Raw genomic sequence first — 23,457 nt, 5'->3', positions numbered from 1 at the left:
ATGCCGGTTATCCAGTCTGACATCGACGTCCACAGCCAAGACTTCGCGAAGAATCGCGAAGCCATGCTGACCGCCGTGGCGAGCTTTCGCGAGGTCGAACAGCAGTGCCTGCACAAGGCCAGCGAGGCCAAGGCCAAGTTCGACAAGCGCGGCCAGTTGCTGCCACGCGAACGCCTCAACCTGCTGCTCGACGCCGGCGCGCCTTTCCTCGAGCTGGCATCGCTGGCCGGCTACAAGCTGCACGACGACAAGGACGGCAACCAGGCCGGCGGCGGCATCATCTCCGGCATTGGCTACATCGCCGGGGTGCGCTGCCTGGTCAACGCCAGCAACAGCGCAATCAAGGGCGGCACCATTTCCCCCAGCGGATTGAAGAAGACCCTGCGCCTGCAGCAGATCGCCTTCGACAACAAACTGCCGGTGGTGACCCTGGCCGAAAGCGGCGGCGCCAACCTCAACTACGCGGCGGAAATCTTCGTCGAAGGCGCGCGCGGCTTCGCCAATCAGGCGCGCATGTCGGCCATGGGCCTACCGCAGATCACCGTGGTGCACGGCTCCAGCACAGCCGGTGGGGCTTATCAGCCAGGGCTGTCGGACTACGTAGTGGTGGTGCGTGGCAAGGCCAAGATGTTTCTCGCCGGCCCGCCGCTGCTCAAGGCCGCCACCGGCGAGGTCGCCACCGATGAACAACTGGGTGGCGCCGAGATGCACGCCCAGGTCGCCGGCACCGCCGAATACCTGGCGGAGAACGACGCCGACGGCGTGCGCATCGCCCGCGAGATAGTCGCCCTGCTGCCGTGGAATGCCCAGTTGCCGACGCGGGTTAAGCCCGGCTACCGCGAGCCGCTGTACCCGGCCGATGAGTTGCTCGGCCTGGTGCCCGCCGACGCCAAGAAGCCCTACGACGTGCGCGAGATCATCGCGCGTATCGCCGATGGCTCCGAATTCCTCGACTTCAAGCACGAGTTCGACAACCAGACCGTCTGCGGTCACCTGCGGATTGAAGGCCAGCCCTGCGGCTTTATCGGCAACAACGGCCCGATCACCCCGCAAGGGGCGGCGAAGGCTGCGCAATTCATCCAGCTGTGCGACCAGAGCAACACGCCGATTCTGTTCTTCCATAACACCACCGGCTTCATGGTCGGCACCGAGTCGGAACAACAAGGTGTGATCAAGCACGGCTCGAAGATGATCCAGGCCGTGGCCAACGCCCGCGTACCCAAGCTGACCATAGTGGTCGGCGGCTCCTACGGCGCCGGCAACTACGCCATGTGCGGTCGCGGCCTCGACCCGCGCTTCATCTTCGCCTGGCCGAACAGCAAGACCGCGGTGATGGGCGGTGCCCAGGCCGGCAAGGTGCTGCGCATCGTCACCGAGGAGAAGCACGCCAAACAAGGCAAGCAGGCCGACCCGCAGATGCTCGACATGCTCGAAAGCGTCACCGCGCAGAAGCTCGACAGCCAGTCCGGCGCGCTGTACGGCACCGCCAGCCTGTGGGACGACGGCCTGATCGATCCGCGCGACACGCGCAAGCTGCTCGGTTTGCTGCTGGATATCTGTGCCGAAGCAGAAATGCGCCCGCTGAAAGCCAACAGCTTCGGTGTGGCACGATTTTGATGAGTGAATCCTAGGCTGGGTAGCGCGAAGCGAAACCCAGCGTTGTTTAACCCACTGGGTTTCGGCATCAAAACGCCGCCACCCAGCCCAGGCAAGATCGGGAGAATAAGAAGATGATCTTTACCCAGGAACACGAAGAACTGCGGCGTACCGTGCGTAACTTTGTCGACAAGGAAATCAACCCGCACGTCGACGAATGGGAGAAAGCCGGGCGCTTCCCGATCCACGAGATCTTCAAGAAGGCTGGCGAGCTGGGTCTGCTGGGCATCTCCAAGCCGGAGCAGTTCGGCGGTATGGGCCTGGACTACAGCTACTCGATAGTCGCCGCCGAGGAATTCGGCACTATTCATTGCGGCGGCATCCCCATGTCGATTGGCGTGCAGACCGATATGTGCACCCCGGCGCTGGCGCGCTTCGGTTCCGACGAGCTGCGCGATGAGTTCCTGCGCCCGGCCATCAGCGGCGAAATGGTCGGCTGCATCGGTGTTTCCGAAGTGGGCGCCGGCTCCGACGTCGCCGGGCTGAAAACCCTGGCCAGGAAAGACGGCGACGACTATGTGATCAACGGCAGCAAGATGTGGATCACCAACTCACCTTCGGCCGACTTCATGTGCCTGCTGGCCAACACCTCGGACGACAAACCGCACGTCAACAAGTCGCTGATCGTGGTGCCGATGAACAGCCCGGGTATCAGCGTCAGCCCGCACCTGGACAAGCTCGGCATGCGCAGCTCGGAGACCGCCCAGGTATTCCTCGACAACGTCCGCGTGCCGCAACGCAACCGCATCGGCCACGAAGGCGCCGGTTTCATGATGCAGATGCTGCAGTTCCAGGAAGAACGCCTGTTCGGCGCGGCCAACATGCTCAAGGGCCTGGAGCACTGCGTCGACGCCACCATCGCCTACTGCAAGGAGCGCAAGACCTTCGGCAGCGCGTTGATCGACAACCAGGTCATCCACTTCCGCATGGCCGAACTGGCCAGCGAGATCGAGGCCCTGCGCGCCCTGGTCTACCAGGCCACCGAGCTGTACGTGAACGGCAAGGACGTTACCAAGCTGGCCTCCATGGCCAAGCTCAAGGCCGGGCGCCTCGGCCGTGAAGTCACCGACAGCTGCCTGCAGTACTGGGGCGGCATGGGCTTCATGTGGGACAACCCGGTGTCACGCGCTTACCGCGACACCCGCTTGGTGTCGATCGGCGGCGGCGCCGACGAAATCATGCTGGGCATCATCTGCAAGCTGATGGGGATACTGCCCGGCAAGAAGAAAGGCTGAACCAGTTCGTAGGAGCCGGCTTGCTGGCGATCGGCGGCACTGCGATCGCCAGCAAGCTGGCTCCTACTGAAAGCCAATAGCGAACCTGTCGAGTACTACGCGATGCCCTCACTACCCACCTGCGACACCCTGCTGCTCAAGCTGGAAACCGGTGTGTTGCATATCACCCTCAACCGCCCGGACAGCCGCAATGCCATGAGCCTGGCCATGGTTGCCGAACTGCGCGCGGTACTGACCAGCGTGCGTACTGCTCTCGACGTGCGCGCCCTGGTGCTGCGCGGGGCCGGCGGGCACTTCTGCGCCGGTGGCGATATCAAGGACATGGCCTCGGCGCGCAGCGCGGGTGCCGCGGCCTACCGCGAACTGAACCGCGCCTTCGGCAGCCTGCTGGAAGAAGCTCAGTGCGTGCCGCAGGTGTTGATCGCCGTGCTCGAAGGCGCGGTGCTCGGCGGCGGCTTCGGCCTGGCCTGCGTGTCCGACATCGCCATCGCCCGCGCGGACGCCAAGTTCGGTCTGCCAGAAACCAGCCTTGGGGTTATCCCCGCGCAAATAGCCCCCTTCGTGGTCAAGCGCATCGGTCTGACCCAGACCCGGCGCCTGGCCCTGACCGCCGCCCGCTTCGACGGCGTGGAAGCGGCGCGCCTAGGGCTGGTGCATTTCAGCGAAGCGGATGACCACGCCCTCGATCGTCGTCTGGACGAGACCCTGGAGCAGATCCGCCAGTGCGCACCCGGCGCCAATGCGGCCACCAAAGCGCTGTTGCTGGCCAGCGACAGCGCGCCGCTCGGCGCCCTGCTCGACCAGGCGGCCGAACAGTTTGCCGCGGCGGTGACCGGCGCCGAGGGCAGCGAAGGCACCCTGGCCTTCGTGCAGAAACGCACACCCAACTGGGCCCAGTGACACACCGTGGCCCGGATGCAATCAGGAAACTCCAACCCCGGATTGCATCCGGGCTACGAATAACAGGAGCATGACGCGATGCCCGCCTTCACCAAGATCCTGATCGCCAACCGAGGCGAAATCGCCTGCCGGGTAATCCATACCGCGCACAGCCTGGGCTACCGTACGGTGGCGGTGTACAGCCAGGCCGATGCCGAGTCGCGCCATGTGCAACTGGCCGACGAGGCGCTGTGCATAGGCCCGGCGCCGGTCAATCAGTCCTACCTGCTGATCGACGCCATCATCGACGCCGCGCGCAAGAGCGGCGCCGACGCCATTCACCCCGGCTATGGTTTTCTTTCGGAGAACGCCGAGTTTGCGCGGGCCTGCGAGGTCGCCGGCATCCAGTTCATCGGCCCGTCCGCCGAGGCCATCCGCCTGATGGGCAGCAAGCGCCTGTCGAAAATCGCCATGCTGCAGGCTGGGGTGCCCTGCATTCCCGGCTACGAAGGCGCCGAGCAGGACGATGCCACGCTGAGCCATGCAGCCGAGCGCATCGGCTACCCCCTGATGATCAAGGCCAGCGCCGGTGGTGGCGGCCGTGGCATGCGCCTGGTCACGGCCCCTGCCGAACTGGCCGCGCACATCCGCAGCGCGCGTTCGGAGGCGCAGCATGCCTTCGGTTGCGGCGAGTTGATTCTGGAAAAGGCCGTGCTGCAGCCACGCCATGTGGAAATCCAGATATTCGGCGATCAGCACGGCAACATCGTCTACCTCGGCGAGCGCGACTGCTCGGTGCAGCGTCGTCACCAGAAGGTGGTCGAGGAAGCGCCTTGCCCGGTGCTGACCCCCGAACTGCGCCAGGCCATGGGCGAGGCGGCGGTCAAGGCAGCGGCCTCGGTCGACTATGTCGGCGCCGGCACCGTGGAGTTCCTGCTGGATCGGAGCGGCGAGTTCTATTTTCTGGAAATGAACACTCGCTTGCAGGTCGAGCACCCGGTCACCGAGCTGGTCAGCGGGCAGGACCTGGTGGCCTGGCAACTACGCGTCGCCGAAGGCCAGCCGCTGCCACTGACCCAGGACGCCATTCGCCTGAGCGGACACGCCATCGAGGTGCGCCTGTACGCCGAGGACTCGAGCCACGACTTCATGCCGCAGACGGGCAATGTACTGCGCTGGGAGCCGGCATTGCTCGACGGCATCCGCATCGACCACGGTTTGATCGAAGGTCAGGCCATCACCCCGTTCTACGACCCCATGCTGGCCAAGATCATCGCCTACGGCGCCACCCGCGACGAGGCGCGGCGCAAGCTGGTGCGCGCGGTGGAGGATTGCGTGTTGCTGGGGGTCAAGGCCAACCAGCGCTTCCTTGCCAACCTGCTCAAGCACCCCGAGTTCGCCGCCGGCAACGCCACTACCGCCTTTATCGCCGAACACTTCGCCGCAGACCCGAGCCTGAGCCCACAGCCGCCTAGCCCGGCCGAGCTGGCCTGCGCCGCCGCCCTGCTCTATCAGGCCTCGGCGCAGTCCAGCGCTCACCAGACCGGGCTGGCCGGCTGGCGCAACGCCGGCAATGCCCCCTGGCGCTTCCTGCTCAAGCACGACGAACAACAGTTCGCGGTCGAACTGACGGTACTGGAGTCCGGGCAACAGCCACGACTCAGTGCAAGCGTCGGCGAACATCAACTGCACTTACGCCTGCTTGGCGCAGACGGTTACTGGGCCGCTCTGGAGCTGGACGGTGTGCGCCGGCGCCTGGCCTATCAACAGAGCGCCAGCACACTGTGGCTGTACGGCCACAATGGCAATCTGGAGCTGATCGACGTCACCCATGCGCCTGCCAGCGCCGCCGTGGGCACGGGTTCAGGCACGGTCAAGGCACCGATGGACGGCGCCATAGTGGAAGTCCTGGTAGAGGACGGCAGCCGCGTCAACAAAGGCCAGCTATTGCTGGTACTGGAAGCGATGAAGATGGAACACCCGGTGAAAGCCTCTATCGACGGCATCATCCGCCGCGTGCTGGTGAGCAAGGGCGATCAAGTGCGTAACCGACAACTACTGCTGGAAGTCCACGCAGAATGAGGGGCGCAACGGACTTACTGCATGGCCCCGGCATGGGACGCATAACTGACGCCAGAATAGTGGCTTTTTGCATCCAGGCAGATCATTATTCTGCGCGAGCAGTAACTAGGATGCAGCATGCCCCGCCCTTTGCCACACAGCGAAACCACTGCCTCTGCGCACTTTCGATCGACTTTCGCTCGGCGCACCTTGCCCGCGATTGTGACTGTATTGTTGTTGGCACTCGCGGCCACCACTTTGACCCTGGTCCACGTCGCGCGTCAGCAAGACGCACAAGCGGCGCAGCAGAGCCTGCTCTTCGCCAACAAGGCGATAGAGGCGCGCCAGCCGAGCCTGATCGGGTCGGTGAGCGATAATGCCTTCTGGGGCGATGCCTACCAACATCTGCATCAACGCGTCGATCTGGAGTGGGCCTACACGCGCCAGAATCTGGGGCCCTCGCTGTACCAGGACTTCGGTTACGAAGGCCTGTTCGTGGTCGCCCCGAATGGCAAGACGGTGTACTCGGTGATCGAGGGTGAGTTGCGCACGCAGGACATTCGCCAGTGGCTGCGCGGCGATCTCGACAACCTGCTCGCCCGCGCGCGCGACACCACGCAAGAGGCCGAGCCGCTGGTGGCAATCATGCAGGTCGGCGACTACCCCGCGCGAGTCGCCGCAGCCCGTTTGACCAGTGGTGACGATCCTTCGGTCAGCGAAATAGCGGGCCCAGCCTCGGTGCTGATCTTCGTTGACGTGCTCGGCGCACAAAAGCTGGCGGACTACGGGCAAAACTATCAGCTGACGAATTTGCGCATCCCCCGCGATACGCAGGATGCAGCCGAGCAACCTGCCCTGACGCTGGTCACCGACACCGGCACTGCGCTGCTGTTGCGCTGGGACCAGGCCCATCCGGGTCGGGATATGCTGCTGATGATCATGCCACTGCTGGGCCTGGTTGGCCTGGCACTCGCCGTCCTCACCTGGCTGGTGCTGCGCCATGCCATGGCCAATGCACGCCTGGTGGAACTCGGCTATACCCGCCTGGAGAGCAGCAAAGCGGCACTCGCCACCAGCGAGGCGCGCTTTCGCGATGTCGCCGAAGCCACCTCGGACTGGATCTGGGAGGTCGATGCCGACTATCGCCTCACCTACCTCTCCGGACGTTTCGAGGCGGTCACCGGCCTCCCTCCGGCCAGCTGGCTGGGACGCCCTCTCAACGAGCTACTCAACTGTGACGGTCAGCCCATAATCGACTGGCTCTCCACCCCCCGTCGACCTAAGGCAGATCGCACCACCCTCGATTGTCACTTTCTGGCCGCCGACGGTCAGCGGCGCACCTGTCGCATTGCCAGCGGATCCATCAGCAAGGACATGCGCGGCGACAGTCATTATCGAGGCACAGCCAGCGACATTACGGAAGAAGTCGAGGCCCAGGCACGCCTGCAGCACCTCTCGCAACACGACGTCCTGACAGGGCTGGCCAACCGCAACCATCTGCGTGAGTTTCTCGAGGGCAAACTCAACACTCTACCGCCCATAGAACAGCCGCTGGTGATGCTGAGCATCGATCTGGATCGTTTCAAGCCAATCAATGACGCCCTCGGTCACGCGGCGGGCGACCAAGTGCTGCATGACGTTGCCCGACGCCTGCGCGAGTGCACCCGCGATGATGATTTGTTGGCCAGGCACGGCGGCGACGAATTCGTCATAGTGCTCAGCGGTATCTACTCGCGAGAGAACGTCGACCAGCTATGCGGGCGCCTGACTGAAAAGATCAAACAACCTTTCCTGATCGAGAATCAGGAAGTATTTATCGGCGCCAGCATCGGCATCGCCATGGCCCCACAAGACGCCGGCCAGGTCGAGGAGCTGCTGCGCTACGCCGATTTGGCCCTCTATCAAGCCAAAGCCGCAGGACGCAATACGTGGCGCTTCTATGCACAAGAAATGAACGCGCGCATCGTCGAACGCCGGCAACTGGAACAGGACCTACGCCTGGCCCTCAACCAGACTGACCAGTTGTGCCTGCACTATCAGCCGCGCTACCGCGTCGATGGCTTGCAACTGGCAGGCGCCGAGGCCCTCGTCCGCTGGCTGCATCCGCAACGCGGCCCGCTCGGCCCCGACCATTTCATCCCCCTGGCCGAGGAAACCGGACTGATCGGTGCGCTAGGCATCTGGGTCTTGCGCAACGCCTGCATCGAGGCCATGCGCTGGACACAACCGCTACCGGTGTCGGTGAACCTGTCGCCCTTGCAGTTTCGTTGCAGCGAGCTGGTCGATCAGGTCAAGAGCGCCCTCGACGAGAGCGGCCTGCCCGCCAGCCGACTGGAGCTGGAAATCACCGAGAGCGTGATGCTCGAGGATGCCGAGGGCGCACGGGTGACCCTCAAGCGGCTCAAGGCACTTGGCCTGCGCCTGTCCATGGACGACTTCGGCACCGGTTACTCCTCCCTGAGCTACCTGCACACCTACCCGTTCGACACCTTGAAAATCGATCGCAGCTTCATCGCCGACCTCGACGTCTCGCAAGACCGCCGCGCCATAGTCCAGGCCATCATCGGGCTGGGGCGTGCACTGTCCATGACCGTCACCGCCGAGGGGGTGGAGAATCAAGCGCAATTAGGCCTATTGCAAGCGGACGGCTGTTACGAGGCTCAAGGCTACTACCTGAGCCGGCCGCTGCCCGCCGAAGCATTACGCACACTACTGCACGGCGAGGTCGACGCCTAAACTCTACACACGCACCCACCAGGTTTACTTCTTGTCAGCTCATGCCATAACCACAACACCGGAGGAGCACCATGACACTCGCCAACCAGACCCTGTTCATCACCGGCGCCAGCCGCGGCATCGGTCGCGAAATCGCCCTGCGCGCAGCGCGCGACGGCGCCAATATCGTCATTGCGGCGAAGAGCGCTGAAGCCCACGCCAAGCTGCCGGGCACCATCCACTCGGTGGCTGCGGAAGTCGAGGCGGCCGGCGGCAAGGCCCTGGCCCTGCAGTTGGATGTGCGTGACGAGCAGGCGGTGAAGGCGGCCATGGAGCGCGCCGCCGAGCATTTCGGCGGCATCGATGGCCTGATCAACAACGCCGGAGCGATCAAGCTGCTCGGCGTGGAAAAGTTGGAGGCCAAGCGCTTCGACCTGATGTTCCAGATCAACACCCGCGCAGTGATGGTCTGTAGCCAGGCGGCGCTGCCCTACCTGAAGCAGAGCGCAAATGGCCATATCCTCAGCCTGTCGCCGCCGCTGAACATGGCCAGCAAGTGGTTTGCCCAACACGGCCCCTACACCGTCACCAAGTACGGCATGAGCATGCTTACCCTGGGCATGAGCGAAGAGTTCAAGAAGTACGGCATCAGCGTCAACGCCCTGTGGCCGCAGACCATGATCGCTACGGCCGCCATCGAATTCGAGCTGGGCAGCCGCGAGGCCTTCAAGCGCTCGCGCACCCCGGCGATCATGGCCGACGCGGCCCACGCCATCCTCTCCAGCAGCGGCCGCGCCATCAGCGGTCGACTGTTGATCGACGAGGAAATCCTCCGCGAACAGGGCCAGACCGAGTTCGACCACTACCGCTTCGACCCGGAGGGCGGGTCTCTGATTCCGGATCTGTTTCTCGATTAAAGCTCTGCAGCCGCCTGCTACCACCCCACATAGTGGCAGGACCATCGCCGACAGGTCTGTCGGCGATGGCCTCTCTTACTGCCTGAACTCGAACTGCACTTCAGCACCGTCCAGCAATTTCGAGGAATCCTTGTCGCCCTCATTGCTGAGCAACCGGCCATTGAGCTGGAAAGGGTTGTCCACCCGCCCTTTATCCTCGAACAGCGACGGCAGCAATGGCTCCAGCGCTCGCTCTGCGTCGCCGTGCTCGGCATTTAGCTGCTCGGTCAATTCAGGCGGCAAACTGAGGTCCAGCTTGCTCTTCGCTGGTTCTTTATGGGGCTTATCCAGCGTTGCTGCGGGCACTGCTACAGGCTTGGCAGACGCGAGCAGCGGTTTTTTTTCTGGGGTAGGTTGAGGGGCTTGCATAACTTGAGAAGTGGGGGCAGCAGACTCGACGGCGATGGCCGGTGCGGCCGGCTGCACACTCTTGGCAGGTGGGACTTGCTGCACGCTAGGCGTGCTGGATTTTTCCGGCTCGACCTTGGCCGGCGCCAACTTAGGTTCGCACGCACTCAACAACGGGATTAACAGGGCCACGCCCAGGTAACGCATAACAGTCATAGTCGCTTTAACAGGCACTTATTCAGTTGGAAAAATGCAGGCGTTCGCCTGTCCGAACCGCCCGTCCGAGTCGCCCCGATAAGCGGGTACACGGCCGAGCGGTTACTCAATCGGGGCAGTAAGCCGAGCGCTGCCGCGCCCCATCGAAGACTTACCGCAAGCACTATGCTGGCCTGCCTGCGGGCGCCTGACAAGTCAGTTTTTTAGCTCAACGGGCTGCCTGCCCTGCGTCGGCAAGCGCTTCAGCAGCGCCTCGAGATCCGCCTGCGGGTAGCGTTGCTGCAGCTCAGTGAGTCGCGCGTTGACCTCCGCCTGCCGACCTTGCTCACGTAACTCGGCAATCTGCCGCAACGCAGCGTGCAACTCCGCCGCCAGTGGCGCCGCGGCGGCCTCGCTGCGCGCCGCTAACTTGCTGCGGGCGCTCGGCGCCTGAGGCAGCTCTGACGGCGCCGCCGCATCGGCCAGCGCACTGGCCTCAGGCTCAACGTTGGCCTCAGGCTGATTCAACTGGAATGATTCGGCCATGGCCTTTTTCTCTGACGCCACAGGCGCGGCATAACGCTGCAGCGCAGGCGCCGTCGGCAGCGGGCTGTCGTAGCTCGGTGCAATCGGCGCAGGTGTCCTCAGGCTGATACCCAGCCCCAGACCGAGCACCGCGACGCTGCCCAAGGCCACCGACCAGCGCCTGCGCGGCGCGCCGCCAAACAGCCAGGCCTGCAACTGCGCCACGGCGCTGGGCGGCTTAGGGTGTTGCGAGCGCAACGCCGCGCTGGCGGCCGCAAGAATCCGTGCATCCAGTTCGGCGCAAGGTTCGCTACCGTGTTGCCCGCGATAATGCTCGAGCAACTGTTGCTCTTCGCTATCGGGTAATGACTGGTGATCTTTCATGCGGATACCTCTTCGACTGCAGCCGGGTCAGCCAACAGCCGACGTAACTTCTGCAGCGCATAGCGCAAGCGGCTTTTCACCGTTTCCACCGGTGTGCGGGTCAACTCGGCGATCTCGTGCAGCTGCAACTCAGCATGCGCGCGCAACAAGAAGACCTCACGCTGTTCCTCCGGTAAGTCGTCCAGCGCCGCCTGCAAGCGCTGCTGGTCGCGACTGAGGCTGAGCTGCTGCTCGGGATTCGCCTGACTATCGGGCTCAGCATGCACCTGCTCGTCGAATTCGTCCTGCAAGCCCTGGCGCTTGCCGTGCTTGCGCCAATGGTCGATCAAGCGGTTACGCGCGATCTGGTACAGCCAGGTCTTGAACAGCAGCGCATCACGCGGCAACGAGTCACTGCGTATAAGGCTCAGCCAGCTGTCCTGAAACACCTCTTCGGCCAGCGCCGGATCGCCGCACAGACCACAGAGAAAGCGAAACAGGCCAAGCCGGTGGCGCTGATACAGCAGTGCAAAGGCCTCGGCATCACCCTGCCGATAACGCCGCAGCAGCGCGGCATCATCATCGGCAGAAACACTCGCAACAGACTTAACAGTCACACTCAATCGACCTTAGCGTTACTGGGTTGAGGATTCGGCACGGGGAGCGCAAGCGAATTCTGCAGGCTCTGGGTCAATTCGACCAGCTGGACGAACTCGCCGCGCAAGCCAAAACGATCCTCACCCTTAGCGCTACGCGCCAGCGCGGCACTCGCCGCCAGGTCGAACTTGCCGGTGTATTGCCCACCCTTGAGCTGCTGGGCAAAGGCTGCCACTGCCGTAGCAAAGCGCAAATCCTCGCTGGCTTCGGCGATAAGCGGGATCCGCTGCGGCAGCTGGATCGGCAGTTCCAGCAAGCGACTGTCGCCCTGCTGCGGGGCCTTGTAGCGAATACGCAACCACGCCAACTCGCCAGCCTTGCCCTCGGCCTTGGCCACGCGCTGATAACGCAGCGGCTCCAGCCAACCCCGATGGCCGACCGGGACTATCTCGTACAGCGCGGTGACGCTGTGGCCGGCACCAATCTCACCGGCATCGACCTTGTCGTTGCTGAAGTCTTCGCGGCGCAGGGCGCGGTTCTCGTAGCCGAGCAGGCGGTATTCGCTAACCTGGGCCGGATTGAACTCGACCTGGATTTTCACATCCCTGGCCACCACCGCCAGGGTCGAACTGAGTTGCTCGACCAGCACCTTGCGCGCCTCGCGCAGGTTGTCGATATAGGCGTAGTTGCCATCCCCGGCATCGGCCAACTGTTCCATCAGCTGCTCGTTATAGTTGTCCGTACCAAAGCCCAGGGTGGTCAGGGACACACCGGTTTTGCGCTTCTCGGCGGCCAGCGCCTTGAGCGAAGCGAAGTCGCTGATGCCGACATTGAAGTCGCCATCGGTAGCCAGCAGGATGCGGTTGATCCCGCCAGTGATAAAGCCCTGCTGCGCCTGCTGGTAGGCCAGCTGAATACCCGACTCACCGGCCGTCGAACCGCCCGCGCGCAGTTGCTCGATGGCGGCACGAATCTTGGTTTTCTCAGTGCCCGCAGTCGGTGCCAGCACCAGCCGTGATTCACCGGCGTAGGCTACCAGCGACACACTGTCCTCGGCGCGTAGCTGCCCGGTTAGCAACTTCAAGCTGCTCTGCACCAGGGGCAACCCCTCCCGGCGGTCCATAGAGCCGGACACATCCACCAGAAACACCAGATTGGCCGGTGGCAGTGCCGCGACCTGGGTATCCGAGGCCTTGATGGCGATGCGCAGCAGGCGGCTCTGCGGGTTCCACGGCGTCACCGCCAACTCGCTGCCAACCCCGAACGGGACGTCACCCTTGGGCTGCGGATAGGCATAAGGGAAGTAGTTGACCAGCTCCTCCAGACGCACCGCCTCGCTCGGCGGCAGCTGGCCCTGATTGAGGAAGCGTCGCACGTTGGCATAGCTGCCGGTGTCCACGTCGATGCTGAAGGTGGATACCGGCGACTCGGCCACCGCATGCACCGGGTTGGCGGCGAGCCGTTGGTATTGTTCGCGGTAGGCCTCCCGGTAAGCCGGCACTTGATAGTCGGCTAGCGCAGGCGCGGGCATCTCACTCGACTGCTGGGCAGTCGCAGGGTAACGGGAGCGCTCGGCTTTTTTCTCCGGCAGCACGGCCAACGATTCATGCGCAATGTCAGCCGCCGGGTGCCTAGCGATAGGACGCTCGCTGGGCGGCTCGGACTGAGTGGCGTTACAGGCGGTCAAGCTCAGCAACAGGCTGGCGCTAAAGCCAAGCCAGAATGGCTGCCGGGGCAGCGCGATAGACGGGTACATGATGCGTCTCCTGGGCAGGAAAGAAGAACTCCTGCCTCAGTAGACGCACTGCCTGATGGATTAGGGTTAACCCGCGTGAGGGTATTTTAGAAGGCCCCAGTGGTCTCCTGGCACAACTGGTTGGCCAGCATGCCCAGGGTCATCAGCGCCCGCTCGGCTTCACGGTTCCAGGGAATGCCGCAGTTCAGCCGCACACAGTGATTGAACTGTTCGGTATTGCTGAAAATCAGCCCTGGCGCGATGCTGATGCCTTGCTGCAGCGCACGTACATGCAAGTCCTTGGTGTTGACCCGTGCCGGCAGACTGACCCACAGAATGAAGCCGCCATTGGGCCGAGTGATCTGCGTACCTTCGGGAAAATTCTGCTGCACCGCCAGCTGGAAAGCACTGAGATTCTTGCGGTATTCCTGGCGGATATGCCGCAGATGGCGATCATAACCGCCGTTCTCCAGGTAAGCCGCCACCGCCATCTGCGTGACACTGCAGGCCGAGTGGGTGCTGAAGGTCTGCAGGCGCTGAATTTCGTCCTGGTACTTGCCCGCGATGATCCAGCCAATGCGCACACCCGGCGACAGGGTCTTGGAAAAGCTCGAGCAATACACCACCCGCCCTTCCCGATCATGGGATTTCAGCGCCTTGGTCGGGCCCTGCTCGAACATCAGCTCACCGTAGATATCGTCCTCGATGATCTGAATATCGAAATCACTGGCCAGGCGCAGCAGCTGCTTCTGCCGCACTTCCGGAATGGTGCCGCCCAGCGGGTTGCTTAGCCGTGCGGTCAACACCAAGGCCTTGATTGGCCACTGGCTGGCGGCCAGCTGCAAGGCTTCCAGGCTGATGCCGGTGGTCGGATCGCTGGGAATCTCGATGACTTTCAACCCGAGCAGATCGGCCAGCTGCAACAGACCGTAGTAAGTCGGTGACTCGGCGGCGATCAGATCTCCCGGACGGGTCAGCACCCGCAGCGACATCTGCAAGGCGTCCACACAGCCATGGGTAATCACCACTTCCGAGGGGTTGACCACCACCCCGGCATCGCGCATGCGGATCGCCACCTGCCGGCGTAACGGCTCAAACCCGGGACTGAACATGTAACTGAACGCCCGCGGGCTGTGAAAGCGGGTGACCTTGGCCAATTGCTGATGCAAGGCACGCACCGGCAAATACTCCACATGCGGCACGGCGGCGCCCAGCGGAAACACCCCTTCACGGCGCGACTCGGTCAAGATCTGGTTGATGATACTGCTGCGGGTCACCAGACCCGGCCGCTCGACACGCGCGATATCCGGGGTCGGTGCGGTTAGCGCAGGCGTCTGGTGCACATAGAAGCCCGACTGCGGCCGCGCGCGGATCAGACCGAGGTCCTCAAGGTTGGCGTAGGCCTGCAGCACCGTGGCGTGGCTGACGCTGAGCTGCGAGCTCATCTTGCGCACCGACGGCACCCGCTCCCCCGGCTGATAGACACCGCGACGGATATCTTCCGCCAACTGCTGGGCGATACGCTGATAGAGCAACAGATTGGTCATAGCCGCATTCCTGCCTAACTGAACCACAACAGTAACCCGATACAGCGAAAGTGCACCGGTACAGACCTGAAAATTGTCGACGATACAGTGCAAATCCGCCAAGGACTGTATCGGTCTAATTGGATCAAAGGATGACTGTTCTGGAAATAAGCCGGTCTGAAGCGGTGCATTGCCCAGAGTTAGTGACTCAGACGTTAGATACCAGCGCACAATCAGCCCGCCGAGCGGCAAAGTGCGACCACAAAAAACCCCGGTAGCCTGACGCTAGCCGGGGTTTGTAGTGCACCCTCGATCAGCGAGCGGCGCCCAGACGCCCTTGCTCGTCGGAAAATACGATCTCGACTCGGCGGTTTTGCGCACGCCCTTTAGCCGAAGCATTCTCCTTCACGGGGAAGTTCTCCCCATGGCCTTGCACCTCGATGCGCTTGGCGTCGATCCCCAGATCGACCAGCATATCGGCCACGGCCTGCGCCCGCGCCCGGGACAACTCGAGGTTCACCTGCTTATCGCCCCGGTTGTCGGTGTAGCCCTCGATACGCACCACCCGACGCGGGTTGAGCTGGAGGAAATGCACCAGCTTCAACACTGTACGGTTGGCCGAGGCCTGAAGATCAGCTTGCCCGGCATCGAACAACACGTCGCCCAGGGTCATCACCAGGCCTCGCTCGCTCTCGCTGGTCGCCAGGCTGAGCATTTGTTCTTCCAGCCAATTGCCATGCTCCTGCACGCTCAGCAGCTTGGCTTCACGCAGAGCCAACTGCAGGCGCTGGACGTCCAACTCGAGCTTGACCGCCCGCTCCTGGTTCAGGTTCAGCGCGCTGTGCTGCTCGGCGATTTCACTGTAGCGCTGACTCAGGTAAGCGTAATGCCTGACATCGTCGGCACTGCCCCAGTAGCTCGACAAGCGGTCTGCACGAGCCAGCGATTCACCGGCGCGAATCACATCTTTAGGCGCACTGCGTAGCACATTGGAATCCTCCTTGACCGCCTGAAAACGGCTGCGAGCCGCCTCGAGCGCCTCACCGCTGTCCGTCGGCGAGCCCGCACAACCGCTCAACAGCAGGGCCAGCATGACGCCGATAACTGCTCGGGTTCTAGCGCTCATTGCAACGCCCCCAACTGCTTACGCAGACGGTTGATCCGATTGTGCAACTCGCTCAGTTGCGCCTGGCTTTTCTCGGTCAACACGCGCGCTTCTGCCAAGCGTGCATCCAGCTCGGCCTGTTCGGCGAGCATCCGCGCATCCTTGTATGCCTCTTGCGCCATGGCAGCTTGGGCCTGTGCCAACTTGTGTTCGGCCAGAGACAGTTCGGCCACTTGCTCACTCGCACCGACGGCTTTAGCTTGGCTCATCGCCTGCTCGCTCAGCCGCAGTTGCTCGGTTGGCGCCGGGTCACTGGCACAACCGCTCAGAACTATCAGCACCAGCGCGCTGTATAAAAATCGATTAGTCACGAATATTTCCTACTGATTCGAGGCGCTGGCGGGTCGTAACCGCTGCTCCTTCCATCGCAGCAAATTGCGCTGCAACAAGTCCTCCGGCAGGCCGGCGGCGGCTAATTCTGTCATTTTTTTCGCTAACTGTCCGCGCAGCCAGGGGTCGTTGCACGCCGAGTTGTGCGACAGCGAGAGGTACAGGCCTTCGCTGGCAATCGGTGGGGACAATGCCAGCAGGTCGTCCTGCAAGCCCAGGGTGTAGGCCAGCGCTTGCCCCGGCTCTCGCTCATGCAGCACATAGTCGACTTCGCCAAGCATCAACTTCTGAAACAGCTGGGTGAGACTGGCGCCTTGTTCGAGGCTCAAATTGGCTTTGGCGAACTCATCGAATGCTAGGCCGAAATCACTGCTGACCATGGCCCCCCGACGCTCGCGCAGGTCAGCCCACTCGATGTAGGGGAAACTCGCCACGCTGCGCACCCAGACCACCTTGGCGCGACTGAACACCGCTGGATACACATAATCCATCGTCTCCAGATCGGCGAGGGTCAGCGCCGCGCCCGCCAACAAATCGACCCGCCCGCTACGTACCTCCTCCTGGGCTTTATCCCATGAGCGACTGTAGAGCATCTCGATCCGCACCCCCAGCTCTTTACCCAGGCGCGCCAGCAGGTCAGCCTGAGCACCGATCAAGCGCTGCGGGTTCTGTGGGTCACGCCAGCTGAAGGGCGGGTAATCGGGATGGCCGGTGGCGACCAAGCGCTCACACTTGCCCGCAGCCATGGCTAAGCCAGGCATACCGAGTAATGCGATAAACACTAAACAGGACTTCAGAAAAACACGATCAAGCATTCAATAGGTCTCGACTTAACGTTCGCTGGGGCGCACGCCGCTGCCGAACGCCTGGGTTGTTCTTCATGCTAGGTTAGCGGCCGCACACTGGTAATTCGCGATAAGGACATGCCATGAAAAAACTGTTGCTCGCTCTACTGCTGGTAATCGGCGTTACCGCCGGTGGGCTGTATACCTTCCCTGCCGCGTTACTGGCCAGTGCTCAATACCTGGAACAGCAAATAGCCGGGCTATCCAGTGAGCAGCTGGAGGTCGCGAATCTTAGCATCCATTACTACGAAGGCGGTCCGAGCGACGCTGAAACCCTGCTGATGATCCATGGGTTCGGCGCCAACAAGGATAACTGGCTGCGCTTTGCCCGCCACTTTACCGAACGCTACCACGTAATTGCTCTCGATTTACCGGGCTTTGGCAACAGCAGTCAGCCACTCGCCAGCTATGACGTTGGCAGCCAGGTGGAACGCGTAGCGGCCTTCACCCAGGCCCTGGGGATCAAAAAAATCCACCTGATCGGCAACTCCATGGGCGGCCATATCAGCGCACTGTATGCCGCGCGTTACCCGGAGCAGGTGCGCTCAGTCGCCCTGTTCGACAATGCAGGCGTTACCGCACCGCACAAGAGTGAACTGACCGAACGACTCGAACGCGGCGAGCGCAACCCTCTGATAGTGAAAGAACCTGAGGACTTCAAGCGACTGCTGGATTTTGTCTTCGTCGAAGCGCCACCCCTACCGGCTGTGCTGAAGAACTATCTGGCCGAGCAGGCTATCGCGCAGAGCACGCACTATGACAAGGTTTTCGATCACCTGAGGAACCGCTATATCCCGCTCGAACCCGAACTCCCGAAGATTCGGGCTCCCGTTCTGCTGCTGTGGGGGGATAAGGACAGGGTACTGGATGTCTCCAGCATCCAAGTCATGCAGCCACTGCTGCGTAACTCCAGCGTGGTGATCATGAAAAACTGTGGCCATGCGCCAATGATCGAGCGCCCGAAAGAAACCGCACACCACTATCAGGCGTTCCTCGACAGCGTCGAGGGCTAACAGCTCCTAGGGTCTGTTGCCGTTTCATTCGCGGCCGCGCCGTAGCTTGTTTTTGCGCGAGGCAAGGCACGAGGAGCGCGGTTTGGTTGTTCCAAATGAGCGACGAGAAACGCTGCATCGCGCAAAAACAGGCCCGGCCCTTCGGGTTGCGCGGGAAATGGCCCCAGCTGTTGTTGCAGGACTTGGCAAGGGAATGACCATTACCTGCGTCCTGCGCCTAATCGGGGGCCATTTCTCGCGGCAACGCGGCTCGCAATGAAACGGCAACAGACCCTAACCGCAGGCAACAAAAAACCCGCTTGATCAGCGGGTTTTTTATGGGGGCAAGAAAAGCTGGCTTACACCAGGTTTTCGAACTCCGGGATGGCTTCGAACAGGTCAGCAACCAGGCCGTAGTCGGCCACCTGGAAGATTGGCGCATCCTCGTCCTTGTTGATCGCGACGATCACCTTGGAGTCTTTCATGCCAGCCAGGTGCTGAATCGCGCCGGAAATACCGACGGCGATGTACAGCTCCGGAGCGACGATCTTACCGGTCTGACCGACCTGCATGTCGTTCGGCACGAAACCGGCATCCACCGCGGCGCGCGAAGCACCGACGGCAGCACCCAGCTTGTCGGCCAGGGCGTACAGATGCTTGAAGTTGTCGCCATTCTGCATGCCGCGACCACCGGAAACGACGATCTTGGCAGCGGTCAGCTCAGGACGATCGGACTTGGCCAGCTCTTCGCCGACGAAGGCCGACTTACCGGCATCGCCGCCTACGGCGACGGCTTCAACGGCCGCCGAACCACCCTCGGCAGCGACCGGGTCGAAACCGGTGGCGCGCACGGTGATCACTTTCACCGCAGCCGAGGATTGCACGGTGGCGATAGCGTTACCGGCATAGATCGGGCGTTTGAAGGTATCGGCGCTTTCGACGGCAATGATCTCGGAGATCTGGTCAACATCCAACTGCGCCGCAACGCGCGGCAGGATGTTCTTGCCGTTGCTGGTGGCGGCAGCCAGAATGTGGCTGTAGCCCTTGCCCAGCTCGGCTACCAACGGCGCGACGTTTTCCGGCAGCTGATGGGCGAAAGCCGCATTGTCGGCAACCAGTACCTTGCTAACGCCGGCCACTTTGCCAGCAGCATCGGCAGCGGCGCCACAGCCTGCGCCGGCGACCAGCACATGAATATCGCCACCGATGGCTTGCGCCGCGGCGATGGTATTCAAGGTAGCGGCAGCCAGAGCAGCGTTAGTGTGTTCTGCAACAACTAAGATAGCCATTTAGATTACCTTCGCTTCGTTCTTCAGTTTCTCGACCAGTTCAGCCACGGACTTGACCTTGATGCCGGCGCTGCGGGTAGCAGGCGCTTCGACTTTCAGGGTCTTCACGGTGGAAGCGGTGGAAACACCGAGGGTTTCCGGAGTAACCACTTCCAGCGGCTTCTTCTTGGCCTTCATGATGTTCGGCAGCGACGCGTAGCGCGGCTCGTTCAGACGCAGGTCGGTGGTAACGATTGCCGGCAGGTTCAGTGCAACGGTCTGCAGGCCACCATCGATCTCGCGAGTGACGTTGACCTTGTCACCGGCCACTTCGACCTTGGAGGCGAAGGTACCCTGTGCGTAGCCACTCAGCGCAGCCAGCATCTGGCCAGTCTGGTTGTTGTCGCTGTCGATCGCCTGTTTGCCAAGGATCACCAGCTGCGGCTGCTCCTTATCGACCACTGCCTTGAGCAGCTTGGCCACGGCCAGAGAGTTCAGCTCATCGCCAGATTCAACCAGGATGGCACGGTCGGCGCCCAGGGCCAGGGCGGTACGCAGCTGCTCTTGAGCAGCAGTCGGGCCGATCGAGACGACGACGATTTCGCTCGCCACGCCCTTCTCTTTCAGGCGTACAGCTTCTTCCACGGCGATTTCGCAGAAGGGGTTCATCGACATCTTGACGTTGGCAAGATCAACGCCACTGTTGTCCGCTTTGACGCGAACCTTGACGTTGTAGTCGACCACTCGTTTGACAGCTACAAGAACCTTCATGGATTCCTCGTTACTCTCCGGTGAATAGGAATGTCGCCAGAAGCGAACATGGCGGGTGATGCGAATCGGCCGGAACCGACGGTCAGCCTATAGCAGCTGACGCAAAACCGCCCGTATCTTGACCGTACCACCCAGCCCGGTCAATACAGCGAAGCGACCAATCGGCCGCGATGATGTAGTACGATTCTAGCAGCCCTACAGAAAATTCAAACAAACGTTTGTATTGGATCATTTGGGGGGGCTCGATATAATGCGCGCGCATCGCCCAGGGAACGAGCCTGATCGTCAAATACAACTAGAGAGCCTTGAGTAGGAGATAACCTGTGGAACGCGAATTTATGGAATTCGACGTCGTCATCGTCGGCGCCGGCCCTGCTGGTTTGTCCGCCGCCTGCCGACTGAAGCAGAAAGCCGCCGAAGCGGGTAAAGAAATCAGCGTCTGCGTGGTCGAGAAAGGCTCCGAAGTCGGTGCACACATACTGTCCGGCGCGGTGTTCGAGCCGCGCGCATTGAACGAACTGTTCCCCGACTGGAAAGAACTCGGCGCACCGCTGAACACCCCGGTCAAGCGCGACGACATCTACATGCTGACCAACGCTGAGAAATCCACTCGCGTGCCTGACCTGTTCGTGCCCAAGACCATGCACAATCAGGGCAACTACATCATCTCCCTGGGCAACCTGTGCCGCTGGCTGGCTCAGCAAGCGGAAAACCTCGGTGTAGAAATCTATCCGGGCTTCGCCGCCCAGGAAGCCCTGATCGACGAAAAAGGCTCGGTCTACGGCATCCTCACCGGCGACCTCGGCGTCGACCGCGAAGGCAAGCCGAAAGAGGGTTATTACACCCCGGGCATGGAATTGCGCGCCAAGTACACCCTGTTCGCCGAAGGCTGCCGTGGCCATATCGGCAAGCAATTGATCAGCAAGTACAACCTGGACAGCGAAGCCGACGCCCAGCATTACGGCATCGGCCTCAAGGAAATCTGGGACATCGACCCGACCAAACACGAGCAAGGCCTGGTGGTGCACACCGCCGGTTGGCCACTGGACGTGGTCGGCAATCAGAATACCGGCGGCTCGTTCCTCTACCACCTGGAAAACAATCAGGTAGTGGTCGGCTTGATCGTCGACCTGTCCTACAGCAACCCGCACCTGTCGCCGTTCGATGAGTTCCAGCGCTACAAGCACCATCCGGTGATTGCCCAGTACCTGGAAGGCGGCAAGCGCGTGGCTTACGGCGCACGCGCCATCAGCAAAGGCGGCCTCAACTCGCTGCCGAAGATGGTGTTCAACGGCGGCGCACTGATCGGCTGCGACCTCGGCACGCTGAACTTCGCCAAGATCAAGGGCAGCCACACCGCCATGAAGTCCGGGATGCTCGCCGCAGACGCGGCGGCCGAGGCGTTGTTCGCAGGCCGTGAGGGCGGCGATCAACTGACCGGTTATGTGGATGCGTTCAAGGCCAGCTGGTTGTACGACGAATTGTTCAGCAGCCGTAACTTCGGCCCGGCGCTGCACAAGTTTGGCGTTCTGGCGGGCGCGGCATTCAACTACATCGACCAGAACTGGTTCGGCGGCAAGATCCCCTTCACCCTGCACGACACCAAGCCGGATTACGCCTGCATGAAGCTGGCCGCCGAGTCCACCAAGATCAATTACCCGAAGCCGGACGGCAAGCTCAGCTTCGACAAGCTGAGCTCGGTATTCCTCTCCAGCACCAACCATGAAGAGGAACAACCCTGCCACCTGAAGCTCAGCGACCCGAGCATCCCGATCGGCAAGAACCTGCCGATGTACGACGAGCCCGCGCAACGCTACTGCCCGGCCGGCGTATATGAGGTGGTGACTCAGGAAGACGGCGAGAAGCGCTTCCAGATCAACGCGCAGAACTGCGTGCACTGCAAGACCTGCGACATCAAGGATCCCGCCCAGAACATCACCTGGGTCGCACCTGAAGGTGCCGGCGGCCCGAATTACCCCAACATGTAAGCAAGATGTAAGTCACGCGAAAGGCTCCCACGGGAGCCTTTTTCTGTTCCAGTAAAGCCACGACCGCACGCCAGCCGTGTGGCTATTCGGGTTGCGGACCGATCGAAAAAAACTGCCCGTCACTCCACACACCCAGCCAGGTTTTGCCGTCGATCTCGCGCGGCACCGCCAGCTCGACCAGCTGATAGAACACGTTGCGATGAATCAGCGCCTCGAGGTTACTGCGCACGTGCACATAGGGCGCCGGCTCCTGGGTCTGCTCATTAAGCATCACGCGTAGCGGATGCTCGGCGCCGGCAATGACCTCCTCCTCGACGTTAGTAGTGAAACGCAGCAGCTGCGTCTGGCCCTCACCCTCCACGTGCAAACTGACGGCGACGAAGGGCGCATCATCGACCTGGATGCCGACCTTCTCCACCGGAGTGACCAGAAAGTAGTCGTCACCATCGCGACGGATAATGGTCGAGAACAGCTTAACCATCGGTTTGCGGCCGATTGGGGTGCCCATGTAGAACCAGCTGCCGTCGCGCGCGATGCGCATGTCGATGTCGCCGCAAAAATCCGGATTCCACAGGTGCACCGGCGGTAAGCCTTTTTTCTCGCTCTTGGGAATCTGTGCCAGCAGGTCGCTGGCTTTGCCCGGGTCAGTCATCTGCAACTCCTAGCGACTCAAGCCCAACAAGCTACGGGCGTAGTCCTGCAAGGGTGGGCCGAGTAAATCTTCTGGCCTGGCATCATAAAACGTCAGGAAACCACCGCGGCTACGAATTCGTGCGGTATCGACAAGGTAACGGGTATTGGTCTCGATCAGCATCAACTGAATCACGCTACGGTCGGTACCGAGTCGATCCAGCGCTTCCTGATCAACCCACTCATCAGCAGTGCCTATACGGTCATCGGCATAGGCAAAGCGGCCGTACAGCAAATAATGCGCGCCGAGCTCGCGCGCCTGCACCATCGCCTCCTCCAGGCCCGCCGGAGCTCGAGCTCGGCGCACCATAGGGAAATACTCGACGAAGCCCTTGAACGCCTCCTCGGCCACCACATTGGGCCGCGGATAAGCATCGCCCGAAGGAACGAAGTGTCCCTGGGCAATATAGATAAAGGAATCGGCTTGCAGGCGCCGCGAACTGGCGCGGCTAGTCTGGCTATGATCGAGCACGCCGGCATCGCGCAATTGATAAGCGGCGCCATCGGCCAAATCACTGACCTTCATGCAGCCGCCAAGGGCCAACAACGCCAGCAGTGAAATCAGGCTACGCATCACACTCCTCCCGTGCCGGTGACGAAAAACCGGCGGATTACGT

General features: G+C 62.0%; 20 protein-coding genes. 8 read left to right on the top strand and 12 right to left on the bottom strand.

The window, feature by feature from the left end; all coding sequences use genetic code 11:
- The 6 genes from atuC to FBY03_RS07620 all read left to right on the top strand — a co-directional run bounded on the left by atuC (position 1) and on the right by FBY03_RS07620 (position 9,463).
- Positions 1–1,617, top strand: a complete 1,617-nt coding sequence (gene atuC, locus FBY03_RS07645; protein ID WP_147171594.1) for a geranyl-CoA carboxylase subunit beta — start codon at positions 1–3, stop codon at positions 1,615–1,617.
- Between the two features lie 113 nt (positions 1,618–1,730).
- Positions 1,731–2,891, top strand: a complete 1,161-nt coding sequence (gene atuD / locus FBY03_RS07640; protein WP_147171593.1) for a citronellyl-CoA dehydrogenase — start codon at positions 1,731–1,733, stop codon at positions 2,889–2,891.
- Positions 2,892–2,993: 102 nt separating this feature from the next.
- A complete protein-coding gene (locus FBY03_RS07635) occupies positions 2,994–3,791 on the top strand; it encodes an enoyl-CoA hydratase/isomerase family protein (protein WP_147171592.1) in 798 nt (265 codons plus the stop codon).
- A gap of 78 nt (positions 3,792–3,869) precedes the next feature.
- Positions 3,870–5,852, top strand: coding sequence for an acetyl/propionyl/methylcrotonyl-CoA carboxylase subunit alpha (locus FBY03_RS07630; protein ID WP_147171591.1), 1,983 nt, complete (start codon positions 3,870–3,872; stop codon positions 5,850–5,852).
- Between the two features lie 201 nt (positions 5,853–6,053).
- Positions 6,054–8,567, top strand: a complete 2,514-nt coding sequence (locus FBY03_RS07625; RefSeq protein ID WP_256677884.1) for an EAL domain-containing protein — start codon at positions 6,054–6,056, stop codon at positions 8,565–8,567.
- Positions 8,568–8,638: 71 nt separating this feature from the next.
- On the top strand, positions 8,639–9,463 hold the full coding sequence (locus FBY03_RS07620; RefSeq protein WP_147171589.1) for an NAD(P)-dependent oxidoreductase: 825 nt from the start codon (positions 8,639–8,641) through the stop codon (positions 9,461–9,463).
- Between the two features lie 75 nt (positions 9,464–9,538).
- On the opposite strand, the gene FBY03_RS07615 is transcribed toward FBY03_RS07620, so the two are convergent.
- The 8 genes from FBY03_RS07615 to FBY03_RS07580 all read right to left on the bottom strand — a co-directional run bounded on the left by FBY03_RS07615 (position 9,539) and on the right by FBY03_RS07580 (position 17,101).
- A complete protein-coding gene (locus FBY03_RS07615; RefSeq protein WP_147171588.1) occupies positions 9,539–10,000 on the bottom strand; it encodes a hypothetical protein in 462 nt (153 codons plus the stop codon).
- A gap of 261 nt (positions 10,001–10,261) precedes the next feature.
- Positions 10,262–10,954 carry a hypothetical protein gene (locus FBY03_RS07610; protein WP_147171587.1) on the bottom strand — a complete coding sequence of 231 codons (693 nt, stop codon included), beginning with the start codon at positions 10,952–10,954 and terminating at the stop codon, positions 10,262–10,264.
- Entirely contained in the window at positions 10,951–11,550 is a 600-nt protein-coding gene (locus FBY03_RS07605) for an RNA polymerase sigma factor (RefSeq protein ID WP_147171586.1), read from the bottom strand. The genes FBY03_RS07610 and FBY03_RS07605 overlap by 4 nt, the downstream gene beginning before the upstream one ends.
- 2 nt (positions 11,551–11,552) lie before the next feature.
- Entirely contained in the window at positions 11,553–13,286 is a 1,734-nt protein-coding gene (locus FBY03_RS07600; protein WP_147171585.1) for a VWA domain-containing protein, read from the bottom strand.
- Between the two features lie 86 nt (positions 13,287–13,372).
- On the bottom strand, positions 13,373–14,812 hold the full coding sequence (locus FBY03_RS07595; protein ID WP_147171584.1) for a PLP-dependent aminotransferase family protein: 1,440 nt from the start codon (positions 14,810–14,812) through the stop codon (positions 13,373–13,375).
- Positions 14,813–15,104: 292 nt separating this feature from the next.
- Positions 15,105–15,917: an OmpA family protein gene (locus tag FBY03_RS07590; protein ID WP_147171583.1), complete on the bottom strand. Its 813-nt coding sequence runs from the start codon at positions 15,915–15,917 to the stop codon at positions 15,105–15,107.
- Entirely contained in the window at positions 15,914–16,267 is a 354-nt protein-coding gene (locus FBY03_RS07585; protein WP_147171582.1) for a DUF4398 domain-containing protein, read from the bottom strand. The genes FBY03_RS07590 and FBY03_RS07585 overlap by 4 nt, the downstream gene beginning before the upstream one ends.
- Positions 16,268–16,276: 9 nt before the next feature.
- Positions 16,277–17,101 (bottom strand): ABC transporter substrate-binding protein, encoded by an 825-nt coding sequence (locus tag FBY03_RS07580; protein ID WP_147171581.1) that lies wholly within the window; start codon positions 17,099–17,101, stop codon positions 16,277–16,279.
- 113 nt (positions 17,102–17,214) lie between these two features.
- On the opposite strand from FBY03_RS07580, the gene FBY03_RS07575 reads away from it, so the two are divergent.
- Positions 17,215–18,144 (top strand): alpha/beta fold hydrolase, encoded by a 930-nt coding sequence (locus FBY03_RS07575; protein ID WP_147171580.1) that lies wholly within the window; start codon positions 17,215–17,217, stop codon positions 18,142–18,144.
- A 338-nt stretch (positions 18,145–18,482) separates the two neighbouring features.
- On the opposite strand, the gene FBY03_RS07570 is transcribed toward FBY03_RS07575, so the two are convergent.
- Positions 18,483–19,412, bottom strand: a complete 930-nt coding sequence (locus FBY03_RS07570) for an electron transfer flavoprotein subunit alpha/FixB family protein (protein WP_147171579.1) — start codon at positions 19,410–19,412, stop codon at positions 18,483–18,485.
- Positions 19,413–20,162: an electron transfer flavoprotein subunit beta/FixA family protein gene (locus FBY03_RS07565; RefSeq protein ID WP_147171578.1), complete on the bottom strand. Its 750-nt coding sequence runs from the start codon at positions 20,160–20,162 to the stop codon at positions 19,413–19,415.
- A gap of 323 nt (positions 20,163–20,485) precedes the next feature.
- Here FBY03_RS07565 and FBY03_RS07560 point away from each other — a divergent pair, with 323 nt between their 5' ends.
- A complete protein-coding gene (locus FBY03_RS07560) occupies positions 20,486–22,150 on the top strand; it encodes an electron transfer flavoprotein-ubiquinone oxidoreductase (RefSeq protein ID WP_147171577.1) in 1,665 nt (554 codons plus the stop codon).
- Positions 22,151–22,232: 82 nt separating this feature from the next.
- On the opposite strand, the gene FBY03_RS07555 is transcribed toward FBY03_RS07560, so the two are convergent.
- Positions 22,233–22,802: a DUF1285 domain-containing protein gene (locus tag FBY03_RS07555; protein WP_147171576.1), complete on the bottom strand. Its 570-nt coding sequence runs from the start codon at positions 22,800–22,802 to the stop codon at positions 22,233–22,235.
- A gap of 9 nt (positions 22,803–22,811) precedes the next feature.
- Positions 22,812–23,414: a DUF4823 domain-containing protein gene (locus tag FBY03_RS07550; RefSeq protein ID WP_147171575.1), complete on the bottom strand. Its 603-nt coding sequence runs from the start codon at positions 23,412–23,414 to the stop codon at positions 22,812–22,814.
- Between the last annotated feature and the right edge of the window lie 43 nt (positions 23,415–23,457).

The sequence above is a fragment of the Pseudomonas sp. SJZ079 genome, from assembly GCF_007993865.1.
In the GTDB taxonomy this organism is placed as follows: Bacteria; Pseudomonadota; Gammaproteobacteria; order Pseudomonadales; family Pseudomonadaceae; genus Aquipseudomonas.
Note: the sequence above shows the minus strand (reverse complement) of the source record. Positions and strands in the feature narration are given on the sequence as shown.